This window comes from Candidatus Enterovibrio escicola (assembly GCF_002464935.1).
Lineage (GTDB): Bacteria > Pseudomonadota > Gammaproteobacteria > Enterobacterales > Vibrionaceae > Enterovibrio > Enterovibrio escicola.
On the sequence record NZ_NBYY01000002.1, the window covers coordinates 1 to 23,782 of the forward strand.

Consider the following 23,782-nt stretch of genomic DNA (forward strand, 5'->3'; position numbering starts at 1 on the left):
GCATTATCTCAATCAAAGTGACGACGACTAACATGGATGATAGAAATCCTGTATCAAAATGGCTAACGAGCTTTGAGGGGATTTATACGGAGATAAAGGTTATATTTCTAGTCCATTGGAGCGGGAGCTCGCAGACAAGGGAGTGACACTAATAACGGGTGTGAAAAAGAATATGAAACCCAAAGTAATGAAATTTTGGAGCCGCCTGATGCTCCGGAAACGATTTATTATTGAAACCCTTTTTGACCAACTAAAAAACATATCTACATCAAGCATTCTCGGCACCGTAATTGTATCAGCTTTATGGTCAATTTGCTGGTGGGGGATCCTCGCGTATGCATCCCAATCAAAGAAGCCGAGTATCAAGATGACTCGGCTTGATAAGCAAGTACTGATACAGATCTGAGATTAATTTATTCATGCTGAAGTCCTTCTTTGCCTGATGATTTGATTTAAACGATTCAGATCGTAACTTGGGGATTTAGTTCATTTCTGAAGTAGAGATAATATTTAGTTAGTACGTACTATAAGGCCTGATTAAATCAGGCCTATAACGCACTGATCTTAATCTTTTTTACAGTCTTAATTTATCTGCTGGCGAATAGGCATAGAGAGTCTTATAACCTTGTTCATTGCTTTCATATTTGCCAGCACCCCACTAATTTTAGCATTGTAATTATGAAAAGTAAGTTTAGGGTTGAGCAACTGTTTATAGCGAAACATTGCTGTCTCTGCTAATGAGCGTTTGTGATAATCCATGTCCTTATTTCCACTCTGCCAGTTTGTCTTCTTTTAAAGCCTTTACAGCTTCATTTCTAGTATGCCCTTCCTCCCAGTACCCCGCATTGCTTCAAGGTGGAATACTGGGCGTTATTCCTTTGTTCTTCAGTACGTGGTAACATGCTTTTGTGTCAATAGGATCCATTAGCACTGACTTGCTGTATCTTTCGTCGTAATGGATTAAGCAATATAGGTAAAACCTCATTCATTACCCACAGAAACTAGGCTAACTTCTGAAAGAATAACTTCATGAGTATGCGATTAGTTCAGATATTTGGGAAACAACGCCCGTACGAGCTCTACTCAGGATTCCAATGGTTTTAAACCAATGGATGAATGAAAGATCGTTTGATATGTCTTGTATCTTGTACTCTTGCGAGTATTCGCTGATAAATCTTGAATAATTGCAGGGCAATGGGCACTGTTTTACTATCCTTTTTTAGCTCTCGGTAAACTGAGGAACGATGGTGCTTGATTGTCTTTGTAATATCTGAGATTGGAATTTCTCGTTCCAAGACGGTTACAATGTGGTATCTTTTACCCGCTGCCAACTGCTGATAATTCATGGTAGTACGGGCTTGTTTCTTGAGCGGGAATGACGTACCCTTTTCGGAAGTTGGCTTCCTCCTTAATTGCCCCAGACTATGAGTCTTGCAGTTATTCTCTAAATTCAGGATCAATCCCCACCCTTAATTTGACCGCTCTCCTGTCAACTAAGTGTTAGAGTTCGAACGAAATAGAGAGTGTTTAGTGATTTATGTAGGGTTCAAACTGTGACGCTTTAGCTACTTTTATGGTAACCTAATCTGTCTTTCTACGTAGTGTCTTTGACGTACTTAACCTGAGGAATATTGGCTTCATGAGCGATCTTGCCAAAGAGATCACACCCGTTAACATTGAAGATGAGTTGAAAAACTCATATTTAGACTATGCGATGTCAGTCATCGTGGGTCGAGCACTTCCGGACGTGCGTGACGGTTTGAAACCAGTACACCGTCGCGTTCTTTTCGCGATGGATGTATTGGGAAATGACTGGAACAAAGCCTACAAAAAATCTGCACGGGTTGTCGGTGATGTAATTGGTAAATACCACCCACACGGTGACAGCGCTGTCTATGACACCATTGTCCGTATGGCACAGCCTTTCTCTCTGCGTTACATGCTGGTTGATGGACAAGGAAATTTTGGCTCAATTGATGGTGATTCTGCAGCCGCAATGCGTTATACCGAAGTTAGGATGTCTAAAATTGCCCACGAATTACTGGCCGATCTGGATAAGGAAACTGTTAATTTTTCACCAAACTATGATGGTACAGAGCAAATCCCAGAGGTGATGCCAACCCGTGTACCAAACCTGCTAATCAATGGTTCGGCAGGTATCGCCGTGGGTATGGCAACCAATATTCCTCCACACAACTTAACTGAAGTAGTCAGTGGTTGTTTGGCCTATATCGAGAATGAAAACATCAGTATTGCAGAGTTGATGATTCACATTCCAGGTCCAGATTTTCCGACATCTGCTACTATTAATGGCCATAAAGGCATCGAAGATGCATATCTTACGGGTCGTGGTAAGATCTATCTACGTTCTAAAGCAGAGATTGAAACAGACAAGAACGGCAGAGAAACAATCGTTGTTTCTGAAATTCCTTATCAGGTTAATAAAGCCCGTTTAATCGAAAAAATTGCGGAGTTGGTTAAAGATAAGAAGATAGAAGGTATCAGTGCGTTGCGTGATGAGTCAGATAAAGACGGCATGCGTATCGTTATCGAATGTAAGCGTGATGCAGTAGGTGAGATTATTCTCAACAACCTTTACACACAAACTCAAATGCAAAACTCTTTTGGCATCAACATGGTTGCGTTGGATAACAACGAACCACGCTTGTTCAATCTTAAGGATATGCTGGGCTGCTTCATTAATCACAGACGTGAAGTCGTAACACGCCGTACTATTTACGAACTACGCAAAGCACGTGAACGTGCCCATATTTTGGAAAGTTTGGCAATGGCGCTGATCAACATAGATGCAGTCATCGAAATAGTGCGTGCAGCACAAAATCCAGCGATCGCTCGAGAACAGCTATTACGATGTGGATGGGATTTTAACTCTTTGGCCACAATGCTTGGAACAGACTTGGATGCTTCGCGTTTAGCGTGGTTGGGAAAAGAGTTTGGTGTTCGTAATGGTAGGTACTATCTGACTGAGCAACAAGCACAAGCCATTTTAGATTTACGTTTACACAGACTTACTGGACTTGAGCACGAAAGGATTGTCGAAGAGTACAAAGTACTTCTGTCGCTAATCGGTGAACTAGTTTTTATCCTGTCTGATCCAGATCAGTTGATGAAAGTGATCCGTGAAGAGCTCGAAGTAATTCGAGATACCTACGGTGATCAACGCCGTACCCGAATCACTGCGGCAACTGCAGATATAGATATCGAGGATTTAATTAACCAGGAAGATGTGGTTGTTACACTTTCACACGAAGGCTATGTAAAATATCAACCACTGACTGATTACGAAGCGCAGCGTCGTGGTGGTAGAGGTAAAAGTGCAACACGCATGAAGGAACAAGACTTCATTGAGAGGCTGCTTGTGGCTAATACTCACGATACGATATTATGTTTTTCCAGCCGTGGGCGTATGTACTGGATAAAAGTATATCAACTCCCACTAGCATCTCGTACGGCTCGTGGTAAACCTATTGTAAACCTGATGCCCCTTGAGAAAGGGGAGAGAATTACTGCGATTCTACCAGTGAAAAAATACGCAAAAGATAAGTTTGTCTTCATGGCAACCGCCGATGGTACAGTGAAAAAAACTCCCCTGACGGATTTTAGTCGTCCTCGTAGTGCGGGCGTCATTGCTGTTAACCTGCGTGAAGGTGATTCGTTGATTGGTGTTGATATCACGGATGGCACGCGTGATATCATGCTATTTTCTTCTTTCGGTAAGGTAGTTCGATTCTACGAAAATCCTGTTTTTGATGGAGAAGGTAATACGAAAGGTGGCGTACGTGGCATGGGTCGTACTGCCGCGGGTGTACGCGGTATTAAACTGGCTAAAAGCGATAAAGTAGTTTCATTGATAGTACCTCATACTGATGGCGATATTCTTACAGTCACAGTAAATGGCTACGGTAAACGTACACAGCTTGTTGAATACCCAGCTAAGAGTCGTGCCACACAAGGTGTTGTATCAATTAAGGTGTCTACGCGAAATGGGTCTGTCGTGGGTGCAGTTCAAGTAGCAGATGGTGATGAATTTATGATGATTACAAACGGTGGTACTCTAGTTCGTACACGTGCCGTTGAAGTAAGCCAAATCGGCCGTAATACACAAGGTGTTACGCTGATTCGTACAACCAAAAAAGAAATAGTTGTAGGGTTACAACGCATTGAAGAGCCAGAAGAATATGAACTGACTGATATTGAGGAAGGTGGCGTCTCAAAACAACTGAAGAATAATTTCTTCTAGTTTCCATAACATCTTATATATCCAAAGAACTGGAAATGACAGGTTTCAGGTAACTTTACCGATGTCATGACCAGAGTATCCTTTTGATCGGGATAGTTACCCCGATTAAAAATGGGAAACTCCAATCGTTAACCTTGCCCTACAGGAGGTTATCAGTGCGCATATTTCGTCATTAAATTCCCATGAAATAGATTAATTATGCCCATGAGAATTTACCGCAAACTGAACGCACTGATAACCTATTAAATCAAGTGTCTTCAGGTTTCTTGGGTATCAGAATATAATATTGACTGCATCTTTTACTTTTCGATAACGTTGATAACTGATGGAAAATAAACGGTTTCACTCTAAGTTTCTTATCTCTACATGAAAGTGCACAAGCTTGATATAAAGATAGTTTTAAAATCTCTGAAATCGCTACAACTTCACGATTAAACGCAGGAGCGTTCAACAATCATGGGAAAAGTATATAACTTCTCAGCTGGTCCAGCGATGCTACCACAAGTGGTGTTAGTAAACGCTCAATCAGAGTTGATTAATTGGAATTATACGGGCTCTTCCGTCATGGAAATTTCACATCGAAGTGACGCGTTCGTAGCGGTCGTAGAAGAGGCAGATAAAAACCTCCGAGAATTGCTTTCTATCACAGAGAACTACCATATTTTGTATTGTCAGGGGGGTGCTAGAGCCCAGTTTGCAGCAGTGCCCATGAACCTTTTGGGTAGTAATTCCATTCCAGATTATGTAGATGCAGGTTTCTGGGCAAATAGTGCTGTGAACGAAGCTAGGAAATACTGTACACCTCATGTGATCAATGTGCTGATGGATATTGATGGCAAACGTGCAGTGATTCCCACAAAAGACTGGAAATTAAGTTCTGATATAGCATATGTCCATTTTTGCCCAAATGAGACCATTGACGGGATTGAAATTCGTGATTTACCTGAAACTAATAGGCCTATCGTTGCGGACATGTCTTCCACTATCCTATCACGTCCCATCGATGTCTCTAAGTACGGAATTATTTATGCAAGTGCTCAGAAAAACATTGGTCCAGCGGGCATAACATTGGTTATCGTACGGGACGATTTGCTAGGTATCGCGAAAGAATTTTTACCTAACGTTTTGAATTATCATACTTTGGTTAAAACAAAATCCATGTTTAATACGCCTCCGACGTTTAGTTGGTACTTAGCAGGTGAAGTCTATAAATGGCTCTTAGCGGAAGGTGGCCTTGAAACGATGAAAATAAAAAATGAAGAAAAGGCAGCATTGATTTATAATCATATTGATAAATCGAATTTATATGTTAACAAAATTCATCCCGAAAATCGTTCGCTAATGAATGTACCATTCCAGTTAACAAACGAAAAATTAGATTATATTTTCTTAGCGGAAGCAGAGGCACAAGGAATGGTCGCGCTTAAGGGACACCGTGAGGTAGGGGGTATGCGTGCGTCAATCTACAATGCAATGCCACTGGCTGGTGTACAGTTATTGGTTGAGTTTATGAAGGAATTTGAATTAAGGCATATTTAATGGTTTTGTTAATTAAATCCGGCCTATAATTCACTGATCCCAACCTTTTTTACAGTCTTAATTTGTCTGCTGGCAAACAGGAATACCCAGTCTTATAACTTTGTTCACCGCTTTCACCTTTGCCAGCGCTTCACTAACTTGAGCATGGTAATTAACCTGAGCTGCGCATAAGAAATGAACTAAATACCAAAGTCGCGATCTGATCGTTTGAAGAAAAACTATTGACTGCATAAGGACTTGGCATGAATAACTTAGAGGCAGTTTGCGTCTATGTCGACGACTTCTGCTAAACTTTCCTTCCTGAATGGAAAAAACACCTAATTTTTCCGATGTCAAACAAAGAAACAAACCTTCTCGCCTCTCAGTTAGCGAAGTGATGACGCTAGTGATAACTTTTCATCGATCGGGGTACCGAGACTTTAAAACTTATTATATCCACTTTGTTTGTCGCTACCTTACCAACGAATTTCCTAAATTAACCTCAGATCTGCATAAGCGCTTGCTTATCAAACCTAGTCATCTTGATACTTGGCTTTTTTGGTTGAAATGAATACACGATAAGCCCAGACAGTAAGTTGACCATAAAGCTGATAAAACTACGGTACCGAGAATGCTCAATTTGGGATATATTTTTTAGTTGGTTAAAAATGGTTTAAATAATAAATTATTTTCGGAGCATCAGGCAGTTCCAAAGTTTCATCACTTTGGATTTCATATTTTTTACACCCGTTATCAGTGTCACTCTCTTAATCTGCAAGTTCCGGCTCTAATGGACCAGAGATATAACCTTTATCGCCGTATAAACACCCCAAAGATCGTCAACCATTTCCGACACAGGCTTTCTATCATCCACGTTAGCAGTCATCACTTTAACTGAGATAATACCACCTTGGTCATTGATAATAAGGTGTAATTTTAAACCGTAGAACCACCCTATCGTTCCTTTTCCTCGCTTCTCTGTACCTTTAAAAACCTGATGTCTGAGAATGCGTAGGTTGTGATAAACCTGTAGCTTAGACAAATCAACGAAGGCAATCCCTGTCGGCCTTGCCTTACGGTGAGTGAAGTAAAAGCAAAGCGGAACCAAAACACACCTTGCATGAGCTTGAGCATTCTCGTGTAGCTGCATAATTCAGGAAATTCATTGATGGGAGAGCAGTAAACAAAGTGGATATAATAAGTTTTAAAGTCTCGGTACCCCGATCGATGAAAAGTTATCACTAGCGTCATCACTTCGCTAACTGAGAGGCGAGAAGGTTTGTTTCTTTGTTTGACATCGGAAAAATTAGGTGTTTTTTCCATTCAGGAAGGAAAGTTTAGCAGAAGTCGTCGACATAAACGCAAACTGCCTCTAAGTTATTCATGCCAAGTCCTTATGCAGTCAATAGTTTTTCTTCAAACGATCAGATCGCGACTTTGGTATTTAGTTCATTTCTTATGCGCAGCTCAGGTTAATTAAAGCAGTGGCATCGAAATTGATAGCGAATGTCATCCAAGCAACAATTAATTTACTAATTCTATAGAAAAAGTATGTCCATACGATTACGGAAAATAATGGTCTAAAGTCTGCTCATCATGAAAAGAGATCAAAAGCTTTAGATTTTAGAATTCACTTTACTCTCACTTACTCTTCATAGGATCCATGGTAAATGAAAAGGCTAATGGAATTTTGAGATGGTATGTTAAAGAATGGATAAACTTTAAGAAGGGTTACGGATGAAGATACTACCTTAGCTATAAGCAAGGATCAATCATAGGTTTATGAAACGTTTAGGGTTTAAACATTCTTACCATTATTTAAAATAATAGTATTAGCAGTTTACTTGGAAAGTGTTGCACTTCAGACTTAAGTTCAGAAGTACTTATTTTTTCAATAGAGGTTTCCAAGCATACCAAAGTTGATGCGGACTATTTTTGTTATCCGTATTGTTCATCGACTTCGCAGATAAGCACCACTGGTTATATATCAAGAGGGAATTTTATTACACCAAAGGTATACATTTAACAATGTACTTTTTTATTTCCAACTGACAAGCCGTATATGTATATCCAATTTGGAAGATTCGTGAAAATGCCTAAAAATGATAGCGTAGGTACCCTACTTTTTGCTAGTTTTTGTGTGTTGGCAAAACAACATTTCACGTCAACGCTAGCTATAATGATAACCAATGAAGTAAATTTTTCACACAAAACAATCCATTGAATACATAACCATGAATTCGGATAATCACGACGTACAAAACTGGATGATTTAGACCACAAACGTTACTCGCCAGTAGCGATCAGGAAATTGTTGCATCAACAAACATTATCAACAGCTACTATTTAATGCATATTCTTGCCATAACGACTACAGACATACGTGAAGTAAATATGGAATTGATCAGGGATCAAATACTATGATCTGTAAAAATACAGGGGTAATTAGATATTACAGAACACTTTTTCCTAACGAATATCAAGATAAATTAGCATACGAAATTTTCATATCTTCCCACTATAAAGATGGTTCTTTTATTCCCATTGGAAAGCCATAATCATGCATATGTCTCACTCCATAGCCCGCCGTTTATGCAGTACTATTATGTTGCTACTTGGGTTCTTTTTTATTGCTGTGGTGGGTATTGCCACGGTACTGGAGTTGTTCCATATTGACCGAGATATACGGAGAGAACTGAAACAAAAGGCAAATTATGCACTTGGCTTAATTGACCTAACGCTGGCATTACAGCAAAGTGCTGTATCACATACTGCAATCAATATACTGTCACTCACCAGTTGTATCAATTTTAATAACCACCCCTCCTATGTTCAAAACGAATTGGTTAATTTATCACAAGATTCCTCAATTGATCAAGTGGTTGCTTTTGACTATTTAGGACGATTTATTTCTAGCCACAACAACTTAAAACCTAGTTGGTACACTTCGTCTTTAGTGGAGGATATGCTAGAAGATGGTCATGGGATGATCATCTTTTCGGCCGGTTATTTCTTCATTCTGGAACCCATCAGGTACATCAATATCAATCAGGGGGGTATAATTGCTCGGATCAATATTAAATATCTGGTCAATCAAGCCCTAAAAAATATTGAGGGGTTTTACACTTTGTCGATAGATCAAAAATGGTTGTTTCCTAAAGAAGCCGGTCAGGTTACCCAAGATGTTCACGCGTTTGTTGTACCGAAAAAGACTCTCCTCCTTTCTCATTTTGATACAAGATTAAGCAGCAGTCAAAGTAGTATGGAGTATATTGATCGGATATCGCCTTGGTTAATTAGAATCAGTTTGTTTGGCCTGTTCAGTTTATTGTTGATGATAACGCCAGCACGGAAGATAGGAAAATCTCTTGTTCATCCTATTGAATCACTAATAAAAAAAGTCAATACAAGATCATATCCTATTACTCCGTTTAATACAGGAGATGAACTTGAAGTGCTTGCGAAAGCTTTTGATGATGCCACTGACCGGTTACATGAAGCCAACAAAGAATTAATACTATCTGAGTATCGTTCTGGACAAAACCAGTTACATTCAATTATTGATATCGTGAGGGATGGGATTATTACCATTGACAAGCATGGAACCATTGAGACATTTAATTTGGCTGCAGAAAATATCTTTGGTTATCACGCATACGATGTGGTCGGTAATAACGTCACCATGTTGATGCCTGTATCTTACGCAAAAGATCACAATTCCTACCTCAAAAATTATATTCCATGTAATAAATCCAAAGTGATTGGTGTGGATAGGGAAGTTATCGGTAGACGTAAAGACGGCTCAGAGTTTCCGGTTTACTTGTCTGTTAGCGAAATAAATATACTGGGAAACAGAATATTTACGGGTGTCCTTCGCGAGATCCCTCAACGAAAAAGAAACGAGAAACTAAAAATCGAATTCATTTCATTGATCAGCCACGAGCTAAGAACACCACTGACATCGATACGTGGTGCGCTAGGCCTAGTGATGGGAAGATTCAACGATGAGTTATCACCAAAGTGTCAGCAGATTCTCAATATGGCACTTAGAAACTGTGATCGACTGACACTGTTGATCAACGATATTCTCGATATGGATAAATTCGAATCAGGTAAGCTATCATACGACTTCAAGTTATCAAATCTCAACACGTTGGTGTCTAAATCCGTAGAAGATAATGAGGGATTTGCATGTATGCATGACGTCAAATTAATTTTACGATCTTTTGTTCATGACGCAGAGATAATAGCTGATTACAATCGCCTGCAGCAAGTGATGGCAAACTTGCTATCGAATGCAATTAAGTATTCTCCTAAAGGTAGCTGTGTCACTATTAATCTGAACATGGACAGGCAATACTACAGAGTTGAGATTACAGACTGTGGCCCTGGAATTCCACCGGAATTCCATGATCGTATCTTCCAACGTTTTGCACAGGCTAATAATTCAGACACCCTCAGGGTTGGGGGTACGGGACTCGGGCTAAACATTACCAAAGCCATCATAGATAGCCATCATGGGGAGATTGGTTTTCATTCTGTTGTTGGGTCAGGTTGTACCTTTTTCTTTATTCTGCCTGTAATGTAAAGCTCACATTCGTCCTGAATTTAGAAAACATAATAGATAAAGCTTAGAGCTTGTCGTTGCTAAGGGCGTTAGAAAAAGATCAATTGGCGGAGTGGAAAAAGGATAGGGGTTATCATAAAGGCTGATTAGTAGAGACATCAATGTTTCTCTATAAACAGTTACTAAGCCCTAAAAAAGCTATGGTTAAATCTGGTTTACAACTTCCAGATCAGTATCCTGATGATTGACTTTTGTTTCACGAATGCCATCTCTGAATTTCACGCCATTGATGATATCCGCGAGTAATTTAAAACCTCGCAGGCTACACAAGTTAACCTTAGCGGTTCTCATCAGTTTGCAGGCCATTGCCAATGTCGTTTTTCGGCTTCCACAATTATTGGTTTCGTTCGGTCTTAGACTCACCGTTGCAAACATTGATTCAATGGAGTTTGTCGTTCGAATATGTGTCCAGTGCTCGGTGGAGAAATCGTAAAATGACAGCTTTTCCATTTTGCCTTTGATCAGGCACACCACTGCTTTGGGATATTTAGCTCCATATCGTATTTCGAACTGTCCGAAGGCTTTATGTGCCTCTTGTTGTGTCTCCGCCATCCATATATCTTGAAGAATTTTTTCATTCTTGGTTGAACATATTTTGGGACTTTGTTTAATATATTGATCGTTTTATGTACCCATCAGCACTGATGACGAGTCGTTGGGCAATGCTTTGTTACTGCATTCCAAAAACCGAACTCGCCATAACCAATGGCGCGTTCAGGAGAGATAGTGATATCTTGGGACGTTAACTGTGATAGAACTTCAAGCCCACTTATCCTCTGACTCCCTATACCCATCGACAACGGCTAACACTTCCTTACGGTCAGCATCATCAACGCCGATGACAACAAGCAGACAAAGCTTGTCATCATCCGAACTTTGCAGTAAATACCATTGACTAAAATGTAGACATACCGCCGTTTACTTAGATTGAGCTTACGCCACTGATCGTATTTTGCTTCCCACGGCTGCTTGCGTCGAGAAACACTATTTGCTGACAATCTCTTGGCTTGCTTACCTAAGAGCGATTCTAGGGCTGGCTGCATATCACCCGTGGAGATCCCCCTCGCAGATAGAGCCAAGGGATAAACTCTTCTATAGTTTTTGGTTCGCTTGAGATAGGGCGAAACCAGTGTGCTGTTGAACTTGATCCCGCTCCCTGTTATTTTACCTAGGAATTTCCTCCCAAAAACTATATGTAGTGGAGCTTGAGCACGTCCCTTTCTCTGATATATTTAGCACGATTGAACACGAACAAGACGCTACCATCGTCAAGCTTTTCTAAGCTGCCTGTACGACAGTGAAGCGTCGAGGATATCTCTGTAATGCTGATTGTTAAAGACCTAGATGAATTTACGAAGAAAAAACCATATTTTCTATGTATAATTTAATTGATTAAATATCAACAAGTTGAATTCACTCTGAGAAATATGGTTTTAATAGGTTAAACCAAGTTAGTGTGGTTGCTTTACCTTGCCAATAGGTAGAAAATCCCTCAGTTGAGGGCTTTTGTTTTATATTTATGAAAGCTTATTAAGAGATATATCTACTTATTTTAAAAAGGAGACTTTATAGATATAATGAGGGATAAAATAGACTCGTTTTCAAAGGCAAGTCATTCCAAATCTAACACGGATAAACCTAAAACCTACAATGTTCTGATAACAAACTCATACTTTCAAAAGCGAAATCTAAAACTTAAGAGGAAAATAATAATGGAAAAATTAGAGCATATAAGGCTTGTTGATTTGACACCTGATCCGAACCAACTCCGTAAAGATTTTGATCCAAAAAAAACAGAAGAACTAGCTGGTATAATTGCTGCTGTCGGTATTATTCAACCTATAAGAGTTCGCCATAACCCACAAACTGGCCAAGGGCAGCCAACATACATGATTATTACAGGGGAACGACGCTGGCAAACATCTAAAAAGGAAAGAAAAGAAACTTCTCTCGCTCTTATCGTAGAAGATAAAACCTCTTTAACAGAGGAGGTGTTATTTCCTAAGTATCTAAACTAATTGTAATTTCTATGCTCAGATCATCATGGAATTAAGCGAGAAGTGATGATGGGAAAGGCCAAATACAAGATCAGCAACTAGCAACAATATAATCAAGCATTGGTAAACCATAGCTCAGTAACTTTTTGGAGAGACGTCGTGGCTAATAAGGCATGCTAGAGTCTAAAGCATCAGAGTCATCATGGCCGTTGGTTTATATTCTCGGATACCGAGATTGAAACGGCACTGATGGTGAAAGGTATTTTTAGACTCCCACTTCGTAAATTAAAAGGCTTTCTCAATTCGGTTTTTACGTTGATGAATCTCCCTCTGAAATCTCCTACATAGACCTGTATTAGTAATGCGTTCAAATACCGTAAAAGTTAAGTACCATTTGCCGAGTCTAGAAGCTGTCGCTCACGTCGTTATTTATGCTACAGGCCTAACAGTATACGACGAAGGTAAATGGAAAACGTGTAAACACGGCAAGGCGAAGCGGCGTATCTGGCGCAAACTTCATCTTACCGTTGATGTATCTACTCATTAGTTAGTTACACGAGGATGCTCAAACTCATGCAAGACCCACAGGGATTGCCTTTATTGATTCATCTAAGCTACAGGTTTGTCACAACCTACGCATTTTCAGACATCAGGTTTTTAAAGGTACCGCGAAGCAAGAAAAAGGAATAATGGGGTGGTTCTAAGGTTTTAAATTACACCTTATTATCAATGACCACGGTGGCATTATCTCAGTCAAAGTGACGACAACTAACATGGATAATAGAAAGCCTATATCGGAAATGGTTAACGAGTTTTTTGGGTGTTTATACGAAGATAAAGGTTATATCTCTGGTCCATTAGAGCGGAACTTGCACACAAGGGAATGACACTGATAACGGGTGTTAAAAAACATGAAACCCAAAGTGATGAAACTTTGGAACCTCTTGATGATTCAGAAATGATTTATTATTGAAACTGTTTTTGACCAACTAAAAAACATATCCCAAATCGAGCATTCTCGACACCGTCGTTATATCAGATTTAGGGTCAACTTGCTAGCGGGGCTCATCTCGTATTCATTTCAACTAAAAAAGCCGAGTATCAAGATGACTAGGTTTGATAAGCAAGCGCTTATGCAGATCTGAGGTTAATTAACCCATAAGGTTCTTATCACATATTGACGCGCCGGAAACTCAATCTCCATTAACTTCAGTAAGTGTTTTTGCCAAAGTAATCATAGCTGATATAATGATAAATGCTGAAATCTTTTCCAATCCTAGTTTGAAGAAAAGAATACACCTTCAGTCAGTATCACATGTAAATGCAGATTGTAGTTGCCATTACGACTATGGGTATGGATGAAAATAATGACGGCAATTTCACACGCATCGGTCTTAAAGTGCACCTAAATCAACTTTGATAAGCAGGCTTCCGCAAAGACCATAAACCTAGAATACAAACACTTCTGATTGGAGTGATTATGGAAAAGAATACGAAGTTGCTCAGGCAATGTTAAAACAACTTTTCGCTCGCTCACTCTAGGAAACAGGCGGATGCCTATTTTGACCATATTCTCCCGTGCATAACGCTTTCCACATTGCGGACAAGCTTTCCCCTTACAACATAAAGTTAACTTTTATGTTGCCCTTGACCGCAACCCAAGCATTGGTAAGTGGAAAAGCCATTTTCTGAGCTTCCACACTTCAGTATCTTAGTGATTTCTGAATGATAATAATCAGTGTCATAGCGGGGATTACTGGATACGAATATGATCCAATTCATAGTGAAAATACGTTTGAAGCGAAGCAGCTTCGATTTGATACCTTTGAAATTCATTCATGCCTTTTATCTATTTAATCCTGCTAAATGTATCATAGAAAGGGACATGCCTTAAACCCCACCACATATAGTTTTTGGGAGTAAGATCCTAGGTGAAATAAAAGAGGACAAACTGGCGGAGTGGAAAAAGGACAGCAGTTATCACAAACTCTCATTAGCAGAAACAGCAATGTTACGCTATCAACAATTGCTAAATCTTAAACTTACTCTTCGTAATTACAATGCTCAAGTTAGCGAAGCGCTATCAAATATGAAAGAGATGAACAAAGTTATAAGACTCAGTATGCCTGTTCGACAGCAGATAAATTAAAACTGTAAAGAAGATTGGGATCAGTGCGTTATAGGCCTGATTTAATCAATAATACCTCTTTAAATCATAATCAACTTATTGAATATATGGTCGGAAGTCTGGTATTTTACTCAAGGTAGGAGGGAAAACCTGACAGGAATCAGAGATTCGGTGAAAACAACGTCTAATTTATTCATGTTAACATCCTTAATGCTACTAATGATTTGATTCAAACGATCGAATTTCGACTTGGATATTTAGTTCATTTCTTATACGCAGCTCAGGTTCATGATGGATATCAACGCTACCACTTTACAAGTCAGGATGACGCGCTTTCTAACTTATTTGATAAATGACCATTACGTGAGCTTACCTAGGAAACGAGAGATCCAAGTTAATCCTAAGCAAACAAGAATAAATAGGCACATGCCTATTAGTAGCGAGATAGACAATGACTCGGTATAACCCAATACTAAGTATCCAACAACAGCCAGACCTGCATTGGCGACTGCGTACGGTAATTGGCTAGATACGTGATCCATATGACCACAATGGGCACCAGTTGCAGACAGAATCGTGGTATCCGAAATTGGTGAGCAGTGGTCACCAAATACTGCACCAGAGAGTACTGCAGCCAGCATCGGAAGCATCAAACTAAGGTCAGTCGAGGAAGATAAGTCACCTGCAATTGGCAGCATAATACCAAATGTACCCCAAGATGTCCCTGTAGAGAAAGCCATTACAGCTGACAATAGGAAAAGAATTACTGGTAGCAGTTGCTTTGGTAAATTGCCTTGAATCAGCATAGACAAAAATCTACCGGTCTCCATATCTCCAATCACGTGGCCGATTAACCATGAAAAAAATAAAATTGAAATGGCACTGAACATTGACCTAGCACCAATCCACATTGTACGGCTAACATCTGATACTGGCAGTCTTTGTTTAAACACAGGGATCAAAGCAGAAATCAGACTCAATCCACTACCATACACCAGAGATTTACTAACATTTGTATTCTCAAATGCGCCAAGAATCGAAAATGTCTTACCTTTGAGTTCGAGTGCTTCCGAACCCGAGAAAACAATCCAAAAGATCGTGGTGATAATCAAGATAAAGATCGGTATAGTTAGATTAGAAACACGACCTCTGCTGTTTTCATTGATCCCTAGTTCATCTCCAAAAAGATTACTGTAGTTTTCTTCGCCTCTCAGTCGGTTACCTGTAGATGCTTGATATTCAAGACGTTGCATTAAACCTACATCTAATTGAAACCATGCTACTGCATAGACCATCAGCAGTGCAAAAATTGCGTAAAAGTTCATTGGAATCATATGGACAAAAGCACTCAGAGCAGTGTAATCATCCACACCGTGGGTCACTAAGATGCCACCAATTACAGTTATGATGTACGCTCCCCAACTTGATGCGGGCATGATCACACATACAGGTGCCGCTGTTGAGTCCAGTATATAAGCAAGTTTTGCACGAGATACGTGAAAACGGTCAGTTACAGGACGGCTAATTGCACCTACAGCCAAGCTATTGAAGTAGTCATCAATAAAAATAAAAACACCCAAGAAAACAGCCAAAAGTCTTGCACCACGTTTGCTTTTAATACGAGTTCCAGCCCACTCAGAAAAAGCTCTGGAGCCTCCCGATAAGGTCATGAGTGCGGTGATCATTCCAACTAAAATAAGGAATGCAACAATATTCATTGTACCAAAGTTAATGTGGTCATTTTCGACAATCAGTCTTAAGAAGATTGAAGATAGATATGAGAATGTTTCAGAAAGTGAGAAATCGTTTAGGAGCAACGAACCATACACAATACCTAAACCAAGAGAAAGTATCACTCGGCGAGTGATAATGGCTACAATCAACGGTAAGATGGCAGGCAATACCGACTGTGAAGAGGAGGAAAAATCGACTAAATTCATGAGCTATGTACTAACCTATAAGATTGAAGATCTACTGCAGAAATGGCAAACCAAGTATTTCAAGATACGGTTATACACATTGTTTGAATCTACTGTAGCACTCCATAGTTAAATCCCAATACTATGGCAGTGTTGTGTCTGTTCGAGCACAACCCCAGCAAAAGAGCCTGATTGGCAAATTTCCACTTCGGCGCTATTTCCTTTTACAAGTCCTCATTGGTATCACCCTAAGACCCGCTACTCATAAACCGCGCACCTCTACGTTCATAAAACCTCTGCATTGTATGTGAGCTTCAGAACTTTGCAATAAGCAACTAAATTGGTTTCACAGATAAGTTAGATTTACGCTTACCAGTAAAGACTTCAAATAGTATTAGCCCATTTAATACTATCATCAAAGGTGAGGTTAACAGGAAGATCTTATCATCCATCACCTTCCCTGTAAAAGGAGCCATGTTTAATTATTTTATCCAGCAACACTCTCTGTTATCATCGCTGTTTCATTGGTTTTTCTCTGCTAACGTGTGTAGGGATCTTTAAGGTATACGTTTTCTCCTGTTATTGTTGATGCTCCCCCACTCCCTTGTCTGCAAGTTCCCGCTCCAATGGAGCAGAGATATAACCTTTATCTCCGTATAAACATCCCAAAAGTTCATCAGCCATTTCCGACACAGGCTTTCTATCATCCAAGTTAACCGTCGTCACTTTGACTGAGATAATGCCACTTTAGTCATTGATAATAAGGTGTAATTTGAAGCTATAAAACCAGCCCATCGTTCCTTTTCTTCGCTTCGAGGTACCTTTTAAAACCTGATGACTGAGAATACGTAGGTTGTGATAAACCTGTAACTTAGATGAATTAACGAAGGCATTCCCTGTCGGCCTTGCCTGATGGTGAGTGAGATAAGAGCAAAGCGGAACTAGGACACCTTGCATGAATTTGAGCATCCTCATATAACTAACTAATTCAGGAAATTTGTTGGAGCGGTAGCGGCAAACAAAGTGGATGTAATAGGTTTTAAAGTCTCGATATCCCGATTAATGGCAAGCTATCACTATCGTCATCACTTCGCTAACTGAGAGGCGAGAAGGCTTGTTTCTTTGGAAAGAAGAGCGTACCCCTTTCAGTAGTTGGCTTCCTCTCCTACACTAGACGATAGGTATCCCAGTTATTATCTAAATTCAAGAGGAATTAAAGCACTTTTCATCAACTAAAGTATCCACGTATAGCTGAACAAATCATAAAATCTACCTGTCAATTTACAGGTAGATAAATTATCTATAACACGGTTTAAAGTAACGAAAGACGATTAATGAAAATAGGTAATAACCATTATGACTTCACTAATTGAAGAACGAACAGGTTTATTTCTTGTTTTTGCACATGAAAGCCAGTGTTTTCCCCAATCAAGAAAAAATAATAGAAACCGACGATATACCTAAAGAAGACGTCTAACTTATTAATGCATAGAGTTTTATGTGTTTTATGATCGTATCCAAACGCTCAAATCTGGACAGGAACATATGCTTTCTTTCTTATGTTCGACTCAGCTTTATGTGGCAAATGTTGCCAAATAAAAATCAGTTTAACGTCATGTGAAATTACTAATTTTTTACTAAATCTTAGTTTAAGATTCGCTATCCTGTACTATTTTAAACCAGTAGTAGAATTCAGCCTCTCATTGTCAATTTCGTGTTCCTATAATGAGGAGGTGGAGGTGTGTTTATGTCAAACTGCTATGAGTGTGCTCATATGAAAGTAGTTGAATCTGTTTCCGATTTATCACCTATAAATACTCAAGACAATTCAATTAATACAGATATAAATTTCTCTACTAATATGTCATTTGATGATACAGAACAAACGGTAGTTACCTGCCAGTATATGGATCCATTTGGGAAAGAATACGTGTGTCTTGCAGCAGCTGGAGAATCTGGTTTATGTTTTTGGCATGATGAAAGTGAGGCAAAAGATCAAAGTGATGATATAAAGAAAAAACTAGAAGAGTTTGCTCAAAGTGGTGGACAATTACGAGGTATCATTGTTAAACGTGCCCACCTACGAGACATCAACCTTGTTAAAGGTGGCGCTGGTGATGGCTATGATTTATCAAATGCCAACTTCTATCGCTCAGACATGACAAACGCACACTTGTTTAATGCGAAATTTGATAATGGTAGCTTAATGAAAGTGGATCTTCACGATGCAAATATTCACTGCACGAGTCTTACAAATTGCAATTTATTGGGCATAAAACTCACCAATACCAAAATAGACAATATTAAAATTGGTACGATGCTACAACAAGAAGCCGCAGGGAGAATTGCTGAACGTAGGAGAAACAAGGAAAAAGCACTTGACCTCTTCGAACAATCGGAAGAGATATACCGAGATTTACGTAAAGCGTCAGAAGCGCAGGGTCTTTACACGATGTCGGGGTGTTTTCTACAAAAAGAACTGACTATGCGTCGTTATCAAATGCCGATGTTTTCAGCAGAACGTGCCATGTCGAAAATGGTTGAGATGTTCAGTGGCTATGGCGAAAGCCCTGCCCGTGTTGTGTGTTTTTCTCTGGTTCTCATTGTCTTGTCTGCTGTAATGTATTTTATAACGGGAATTGAGTTTTTTGGGGAAGGTGTAGGCTATTCAGCCGACCAATCGGTGTCAGATAATTTTCAAGCATTTTCGGAATGTCTTTATTATAGCATCGTGACCTTTACTACACTGGGATATGGGGACTATATACCGATAGGAATGTCAAGATTGGTCGCAGCGATAGAAGCTTTTACTGGTAGTTTTACCATAGCACTGTTCGTTGTAGTCTTTGTTAAAAAAATGACGCGTTAACTAACCTTCATTTTTTATGCGCAGCTCAGGTTAATTACAATGCTCACGTTGGTGAGTGCTGGCAAAGATGAAAACGATGAACAAAGTTCTAAGACTCGGTATACCTGTTCGCCAACAGACAAATTAAGGCTATAACAAATATTGAGATCAGTGCGTTATAGGCCTGATTTAATCAACAAAGTCCTATCCATCAGTGATGTCATAACGCTTATTGTATCTTTTTATCAATTTTGGTCTCGTGACTGAAAAACGTATCCAAATAGGATTTTCTTAGCACCTAAGTGCTGTGAGATTTATGATCAACTTGATTATGAGATTCATTGTGTATAAATTTCAACCAGAAAAGCTGAGCCTTAAAATTACTCAGTTTGAAAAAGTTGCGCTTATACAGATCTTAGATTAATTACCTATAACCGAACAATAAATTAAAATTTTATATCAAAACCAGTAATAGATCGTAGCCACCATACTGACTTCTAGTTATTCTTAGAGTATGAAACATTAGGGATCGTAGGAGTTTAGATGGATAAATTGACATTACAACCCATTTCTAAAATTAATGGTACAGTTAATCTGCCGGGTTCTAAAAGTGTATCAAACCGTGCGCTGCTTTTATCTGTATTATCAAAAGGGACGACCCACCTTATCAATATGCTGGATAGTGATGATATTCAGCACATGTTAATGGCATTGACAAAATTACGTGTGAATTATCACCTTTCCAAGGATAAAACAGTTTGTGAGATTCAGGGGCTGGGAAGGGCATTCACAACGTCTGAATCGATGGAGCTCTTCCTTGGCAATGCGGGGACGGCTATGCGTCCACTTACAGCTGCCCTATGTATTGGCCGTGGAGAGTATGTACTAACGGGTGAACCTAGAATGAAGGAGCGACCAATCGGTCATCTTGTCGAAGCATTAAAGGCTGTTGGTGCGAATATTTCCTACTTAGAAAACGAGAACTACCCACCGTTGAAAATAATCAGCACAGATATTTCTGGGGGTGACGTAGAGATTGACGGTTCTATCTCAAGTCAATTTCTGACGGCGTTCTTGATGACGGCGCCGCTATTTAGTGGCGACAGTAACATTCGTATTAGGGGAGATTTGGTATCTAAGCCTTATATTGATATAACCTTGCATATCATGGCGCAATTTGGTGTGAATGTTGTTAATGGCAATTATCAAATGTTTCATGTACAAGGTAAACAAAGCTATCAGTCGCCAGGAAAATTTTTGATCGAAGGGGATGCTTCTTCGGCCTCCTATTTTCTGGCTGCTGCTGCAATAAAAGGCGGTGAAGTTAAAGTCACGGGGATTGGTAGACATAGCATTCAGGGTGATGCGTCATTTGCAAATGTGCTGGGAAGAATGGGGGCAAAAATTGAGTGGGGTGATAACTATATCATTACTCGTCGCAGTAACCTTTATGCTGTTGATTTAGATTTTAACCACATGCCTGATGCTGCAATGACCATTGCTATCACCGCCCTTTTCGCAAAGGGAACAACAACTATTCGTAACATTCGTAATTGGCGTGTAAAGGAAACCGATCGCTTATCGGCGATGGCTACTGAATTACGAAAGGTGGGTGCGATCGTAGAGGAGGGTATAGACTATATCACCATTACGTCAAAACCAAATCTTCAGCATGCTTCAATTAATACCTATGATGATCACCGAATGGCAATGTGTTTTTCATTGGTGGCGTTGGGTGATATACCAGTTACAATCAACGATCCAAACTGCACGTCAAAAACATTTCCAGACTATTTTGAAAAGTTAGAGAGCTTGGCGGAAAGATAGATCTATATATGATGTAACAGTGCAGTGTGCTATTAACCTGTTTTTTTTGCTTCGACTCCCCTATAATTTATCTCCAATTCTTAGGAGGTGTTTTCTGGTTAAGTGTGTAGTATTGAATACCTAGCAATAAAGGTAGGTCTGATAGTCAATGATTTGGAGAAAAGTTTGTATACCCAAGTGCCTATATGTACGGTTGATGGTCCAAGTGGTGCAGGAAAAGGAACCCTTTGCATCCTATTGGCGGAAAGATTAGGCTGGCATTTACTGGATTCTGGAGCAATCTATCGTGTTTTAGCTCTGATTGCAATTCACCGTGGTGTTGACCTTGAATCTGAAGATGCCTTGTCTCCACTTGCCACCCACCTTGATGTGCAATTTAAAGCTGAAGGTGAGCTTGCTCAGGTGATCCTAGAGGGTGAAGATGTCTCAAGTGAGCTGCGGAAAGAAGAGATAGGCATGGTGGCATCTAAGGTGGCTACTTTGCCACGGATACGTGAAGCGTTGTTGTGTCGTCAACGAAAATTTGCTGAAGTGCCTGGATTAGTGGCGGATGGCCGTGATATGGGTACAGTGGTTTTCCCCAAGGCAGAAGTTAAAATTTTCCTAGAGGCTAGCATGGAAGAACGTGCTACTCGTAGGATGAACCAGTTGCAACTAAATGGGTTAGATGTTAAGTTTGATCGCATTTTAAGCGAAATTAGGGAGCGTGATGATCGAGATTTCAACCGAACTATTGCACCATTGCGTCCTGCTGAAGATGCATTTGTGCTAGATTCTACCTCGCTCAACATTGAGCAGGTGCTTGAGCAAGCATTGTGCTATTTTGAATGTAAATTTATCACTGTACCATGAAACAGTGGTAGGGTCGTTGATCGTAGGGATGATGATTGACGTTAAGATCAACCCCACGAGGTAGGATACCCGTGGACGTTTAAATATTGAAGATAAATTAATGACTGAATCTTTTGCCTCACTCTTTGAAGAGTCTCTAAAAGAGCTCGAAACACGGCCTGGTGCCATCGTAAAAGGCACTGTTATTGCTATCGTGAACGGTTATGTTCTGATTGATGCAGGTCTAAAATCTGAATCTTCTATTCCAATTGAGCAGTTTAAAGACGCTGCGGGCGCCCTGGAAATCGAAGTTGGCACTGAAGTAGATGTAGCTCTGGAAGCGATCGAAGACGGTTTCGGTGAAACTCAACTGTCCCGTGAAAAAGCAAAACGTCATGAAGCTTGGATCAAACTAGAAAAAGCTTACGAAGAAGCTGAAACTGTTATTGGTATTATAAACGGTAAAGTTAAAGGTGGTTTTACAGTTGAACTGAACGGTATACGGGCATTCCTACCAGGTTCTCTGGTCGATGTTCGTCCAGTTCGTGACACTGGTCACTTGGAAGGCAAAGAACTAGAATTCAAAGTTATTAAGCTAGATCAGAAACGCAATAATGTTGTTGTTTCACGTCGCGCTGTGATTGAATCTGAAAATAGTGTTGAGCGTGATGAACTTCTTGCTTCTTTGCAAGAAGGCATGAATGTAAAAGGTATCGTTAAAAACCTGACTGATTATGGTGCTTTCGTAGATCTTGGAGGTGTCGATGGTCTTCTGCACATAACTGACATGGCTTGGAAGCGTGTTAAGCACCCATCAGAAATTGTTAATGTTGGTGACGAAATCAATGTTAAAATTTTGAAGTTTGATCGAGAGCGTACTAGGGTGTCTCTAGGTCTGAAGCAACTGGGTGAAGATCCATGGGTAGCAATTGCTAACCGTTATCCAGAAGGTCATAAACTGACTGGGCGTGTTACTAACTTAACTGATTACGGTTGCTTCGTTGAAATTGAAGAAGGTGTAGAAGGCTTAGTACACGTCTCTGAAATGGACTGGACCAATAAAAATATACACCCATCTAAAGTTGTGAACGTAGGAGATGCTGTTGAAATTATAGTTTTGGACATCGATGAAGAACGTCGTCGTATCAGCCTAGGTCTCAAACAATGTAAAGCTAACCCATGGCAGTTATTCTCTGAAATGCAAGCTAAAGGAGATCGTGTCACTGGTAGGATTAAGTCAATAACTGACTTCGGTGTATTCATCGGTCTAGATGGTGGAATTGATGGTTTGGTTCACCTATCTGATATTTCTTGGAATGTTGCAGGTGAAGAAGCTGTTCGCAATTTCAAGAAAGGCGACGAAATATCAGCAGTCGTTCTTCAGGTTGATGCCGAGCGTGAGCGTATCTCACTAGGCATAAAGCAAATGGAAGAAGACCCCTTTAACAACTACTTGACTGATTTCAAGAAAGGTACCATCGTTAAGGGGATAGTTACTACTGTTGACGTAAAAGGTGCAACTGTTGAGCTGTTAGAAGGTGTTGAAGGTTATCTACGAAGTTCTGAAGCATCACGTGAACGCGGTGAAGATGCGACTTTAGTTCTGACCGTTGGCGATGAAGTTGAAGCGAAATTTATCGGAGTTGACCGTAAAAACCGTATAATTAACTTATCTGTTCGCGCGAAAGACGAAGCAGAAGAACAAGAAGCAATGGCAACTCTGAAAAAAGTAAAAGTAGATGATTCTTCGTTTGGAACTGCGATGGCTGACGCTTTCAAGGCTGCGAAAAATGAATAATTAGTTGAGGAGAAGAAAAATATTTCCA

13 protein-coding genes, 9 pseudogenes and 1 riboswitch are annotated in these 23,782 nt (G+C 39.9%); of the genes and pseudogenes, 14 read left to right on the top strand and 8 right to left on the bottom strand.

The features are described 5' to 3' along the window. Window positions 1-406 (top strand): annotated as a pseudogene (locus tag BTN49_RS00630) (transposase); the annotation flags it as partial. Window positions 407-582: 176 nt separating this feature from the next. On the opposite strand, the pseudogene BTN49_RS16850 reads toward BTN49_RS00630, so the two are convergent. Continuing rightward, a pseudogene (locus BTN49_RS16850) lies at window positions 583-1,035 on the bottom strand (transposase); the annotation flags it as partial. 604 nt (window positions 1,036-1,639) lie between these two features. Between BTN49_RS16850 and gyrA the strand changes: the two are divergent. Together gyrA and serC are read left to right on the top strand one after the other, a co-directional pair. After that, entirely contained in the window at window positions 1,640-4,261 is a 2,622-nt protein-coding gene (gene gyrA, locus BTN49_RS00640; RefSeq protein ID WP_097355603.1) for a DNA topoisomerase (ATP-hydrolyzing) subunit A, read from the top strand. A 456-nt stretch (window positions 4,262-4,717) separates the two neighbouring features. After that, the gene (gene serC, locus BTN49_RS00645) at window positions 4,718-5,800 is read left to right on the top strand and encodes a 3-phosphoserine/phosphohydroxythreonine transaminase (protein WP_097355604.1); all 1,083 of its coding nucleotides are present in this window, start codon (window positions 4,718-4,720) and stop codon (window positions 5,798-5,800) included. A 57-nt stretch (window positions 5,801-5,857) separates the two neighbouring features. Here serC and BTN49_RS13625 read toward each other — a convergent pair whose 3' ends face one another. Next, complete coding sequence (locus tag BTN49_RS13625; protein WP_158523534.1) at window positions 5,858-6,031, bottom strand: hypothetical protein; 174 nt, start codon at window positions 6,029-6,031, stop codon at window positions 5,858-5,860. A gap of 11 nt (window positions 6,032-6,042) precedes the next feature. Between BTN49_RS13625 and BTN49_RS12495 the strand changes: the two are divergent. After that, window positions 6,043-6,284, top strand: a pseudogene (locus tag BTN49_RS12495) (IS982 family transposase); the annotation flags it as partial. Here the strand turns inward: BTN49_RS12495 and BTN49_RS00650 are convergent. Continuing rightward, window positions 6,282-7,164: pseudogene (locus BTN49_RS00650) on the bottom strand (IS982 family transposase). The pseudogenes BTN49_RS12495 and BTN49_RS00650 sit on opposite strands and share 3 nt — an antisense overlap. Before the next feature lie 1,181 nt (window positions 7,165-8,345). Here BTN49_RS00650 and BTN49_RS00655 point away from each other — a divergent pair. Then, complete coding sequence (locus BTN49_RS00655; protein WP_158523535.1) at window positions 8,346-10,367, top strand: ATP-binding protein; 2,022 nt, start codon at window positions 8,346-8,348, stop codon at window positions 10,365-10,367. A gap of 183 nt (window positions 10,368-10,550) precedes the next feature. Here the strand turns inward: BTN49_RS00655 and BTN49_RS16855 are convergent. Further along, window positions 10,551-11,566: pseudogene (locus BTN49_RS16855) on the bottom strand (IS256 family transposase); the annotation flags it as partial. A 552-nt stretch (window positions 11,567-12,118) separates the two neighbouring features. Between BTN49_RS16855 and BTN49_RS00665 the strand changes: the two are divergent. From BTN49_RS00665 to BTN49_RS16865, 4 genes and pseudogenes are all read left to right on the top strand, one after another. Further along, window positions 12,119-12,424, top strand: coding sequence for a ParB N-terminal domain-containing protein (locus BTN49_RS00665; RefSeq protein ID WP_097355645.1), 306 nt, complete (start codon window positions 12,119-12,121; stop codon window positions 12,422-12,424). Window positions 12,425-12,604: 180 nt separating this feature from the next. Next, window positions 12,605-12,751, top strand: a pseudogene (locus tag BTN49_RS19770) (transposase); the annotation flags it as partial. 13 nt (window positions 12,752-12,764) lie between these two features. Next, entirely contained in the window at window positions 12,765-12,950 is a 186-nt protein-coding gene (locus BTN49_RS19775; protein WP_146678954.1) for a transposase, read from the top strand. A 52-nt stretch (window positions 12,951-13,002) separates the two neighbouring features. Then, window positions 13,003-13,374 (top strand): annotated as a pseudogene (locus tag BTN49_RS16865) (transposase); the annotation flags it as partial. A 305-nt stretch (window positions 13,375-13,679) separates the two neighbouring features. On the opposite strand, the gene BTN49_RS12510 reads toward BTN49_RS16865, so the two are convergent. Then, window positions 13,680-13,808 carry a transposase gene (locus BTN49_RS12510; RefSeq protein ID WP_146678956.1) on the bottom strand — a complete coding sequence of 43 codons (129 nt, stop codon included), beginning with the start codon at window positions 13,806-13,808 and terminating at the stop codon, window positions 13,680-13,682. Further along, window positions 13,809-13,973, bottom strand: coding sequence for a hypothetical protein (locus tag BTN49_RS00690; protein WP_097355609.1), 165 nt, complete (start codon window positions 13,971-13,973; stop codon window positions 13,809-13,811). A gap of 381 nt (window positions 13,974-14,354) precedes the next feature. Between BTN49_RS00690 and BTN49_RS13640 the strand changes: the two are divergent. Then, window positions 14,355-14,552: pseudogene (locus BTN49_RS13640) on the top strand (IS5/IS1182 family transposase); the annotation flags it as partial. 338 nt (window positions 14,553-14,890) lie between these two features. On the opposite strand, the gene BTN49_RS00695 reads toward BTN49_RS13640, so the two are convergent. Continuing rightward, window positions 14,891-16,471 carry a Na+/H+ antiporter NhaC family protein gene (locus BTN49_RS00695; protein ID WP_097355610.1) on the bottom strand — a complete coding sequence of 527 codons (1,581 nt, stop codon included), beginning with the start codon at window positions 16,469-16,471 and terminating at the stop codon, window positions 14,891-14,893. A gap of 87 nt (window positions 16,472-16,558) precedes the next feature. Then, a riboswitch (Lysine riboswitch) is annotated at window positions 16,559-16,740 on the bottom strand. A 307-nt stretch (window positions 16,741-17,047) separates the two neighbouring features. Continuing rightward, window positions 17,048-17,575, bottom strand: a pseudogene (locus BTN49_RS16870) (transposase); the annotation flags it as partial. A 649-nt stretch (window positions 17,576-18,224) separates the two neighbouring features. Here BTN49_RS16870 and BTN49_RS00710 point away from each other — a divergent pair. The 4 genes from BTN49_RS00710 to rpsA all read left to right on the top strand — a co-directional run bounded on the left by BTN49_RS00710 (window position 18,225) and on the right by rpsA (window position 23,754). After that, window positions 18,225-19,319 (top strand): ion channel, encoded by a 1,095-nt coding sequence (locus tag BTN49_RS00710; RefSeq protein WP_097355648.1) that lies wholly within the window; start codon window positions 18,225-18,227, stop codon window positions 19,317-19,319. Window positions 19,320-19,841: 522 nt separating this feature from the next. Next, entirely contained in the window at window positions 19,842-21,125 is a 1,284-nt protein-coding gene (gene aroA, locus BTN49_RS00715) for a 3-phosphoshikimate 1-carboxyvinyltransferase (RefSeq protein ID WP_097355613.1), read from the top strand. A gap of 165 nt (window positions 21,126-21,290) precedes the next feature. Further along, complete coding sequence (gene cmk, locus BTN49_RS00720) at window positions 21,291-21,977, top strand: (d)CMP kinase (protein WP_097355649.1); 687 nt, start codon at window positions 21,291-21,293, stop codon at window positions 21,975-21,977. Window positions 21,978-22,077: 100 nt separating this feature from the next. Beyond that, window positions 22,078-23,754 carry a 30S ribosomal protein S1 gene (gene rpsA / locus BTN49_RS00725; RefSeq protein ID WP_097355614.1) on the top strand — a complete coding sequence of 559 codons (1,677 nt, stop codon included), beginning with the start codon at window positions 22,078-22,080 and terminating at the stop codon, window positions 23,752-23,754. Window positions 23,755-23,782: the final 28 nt, after the last annotated feature.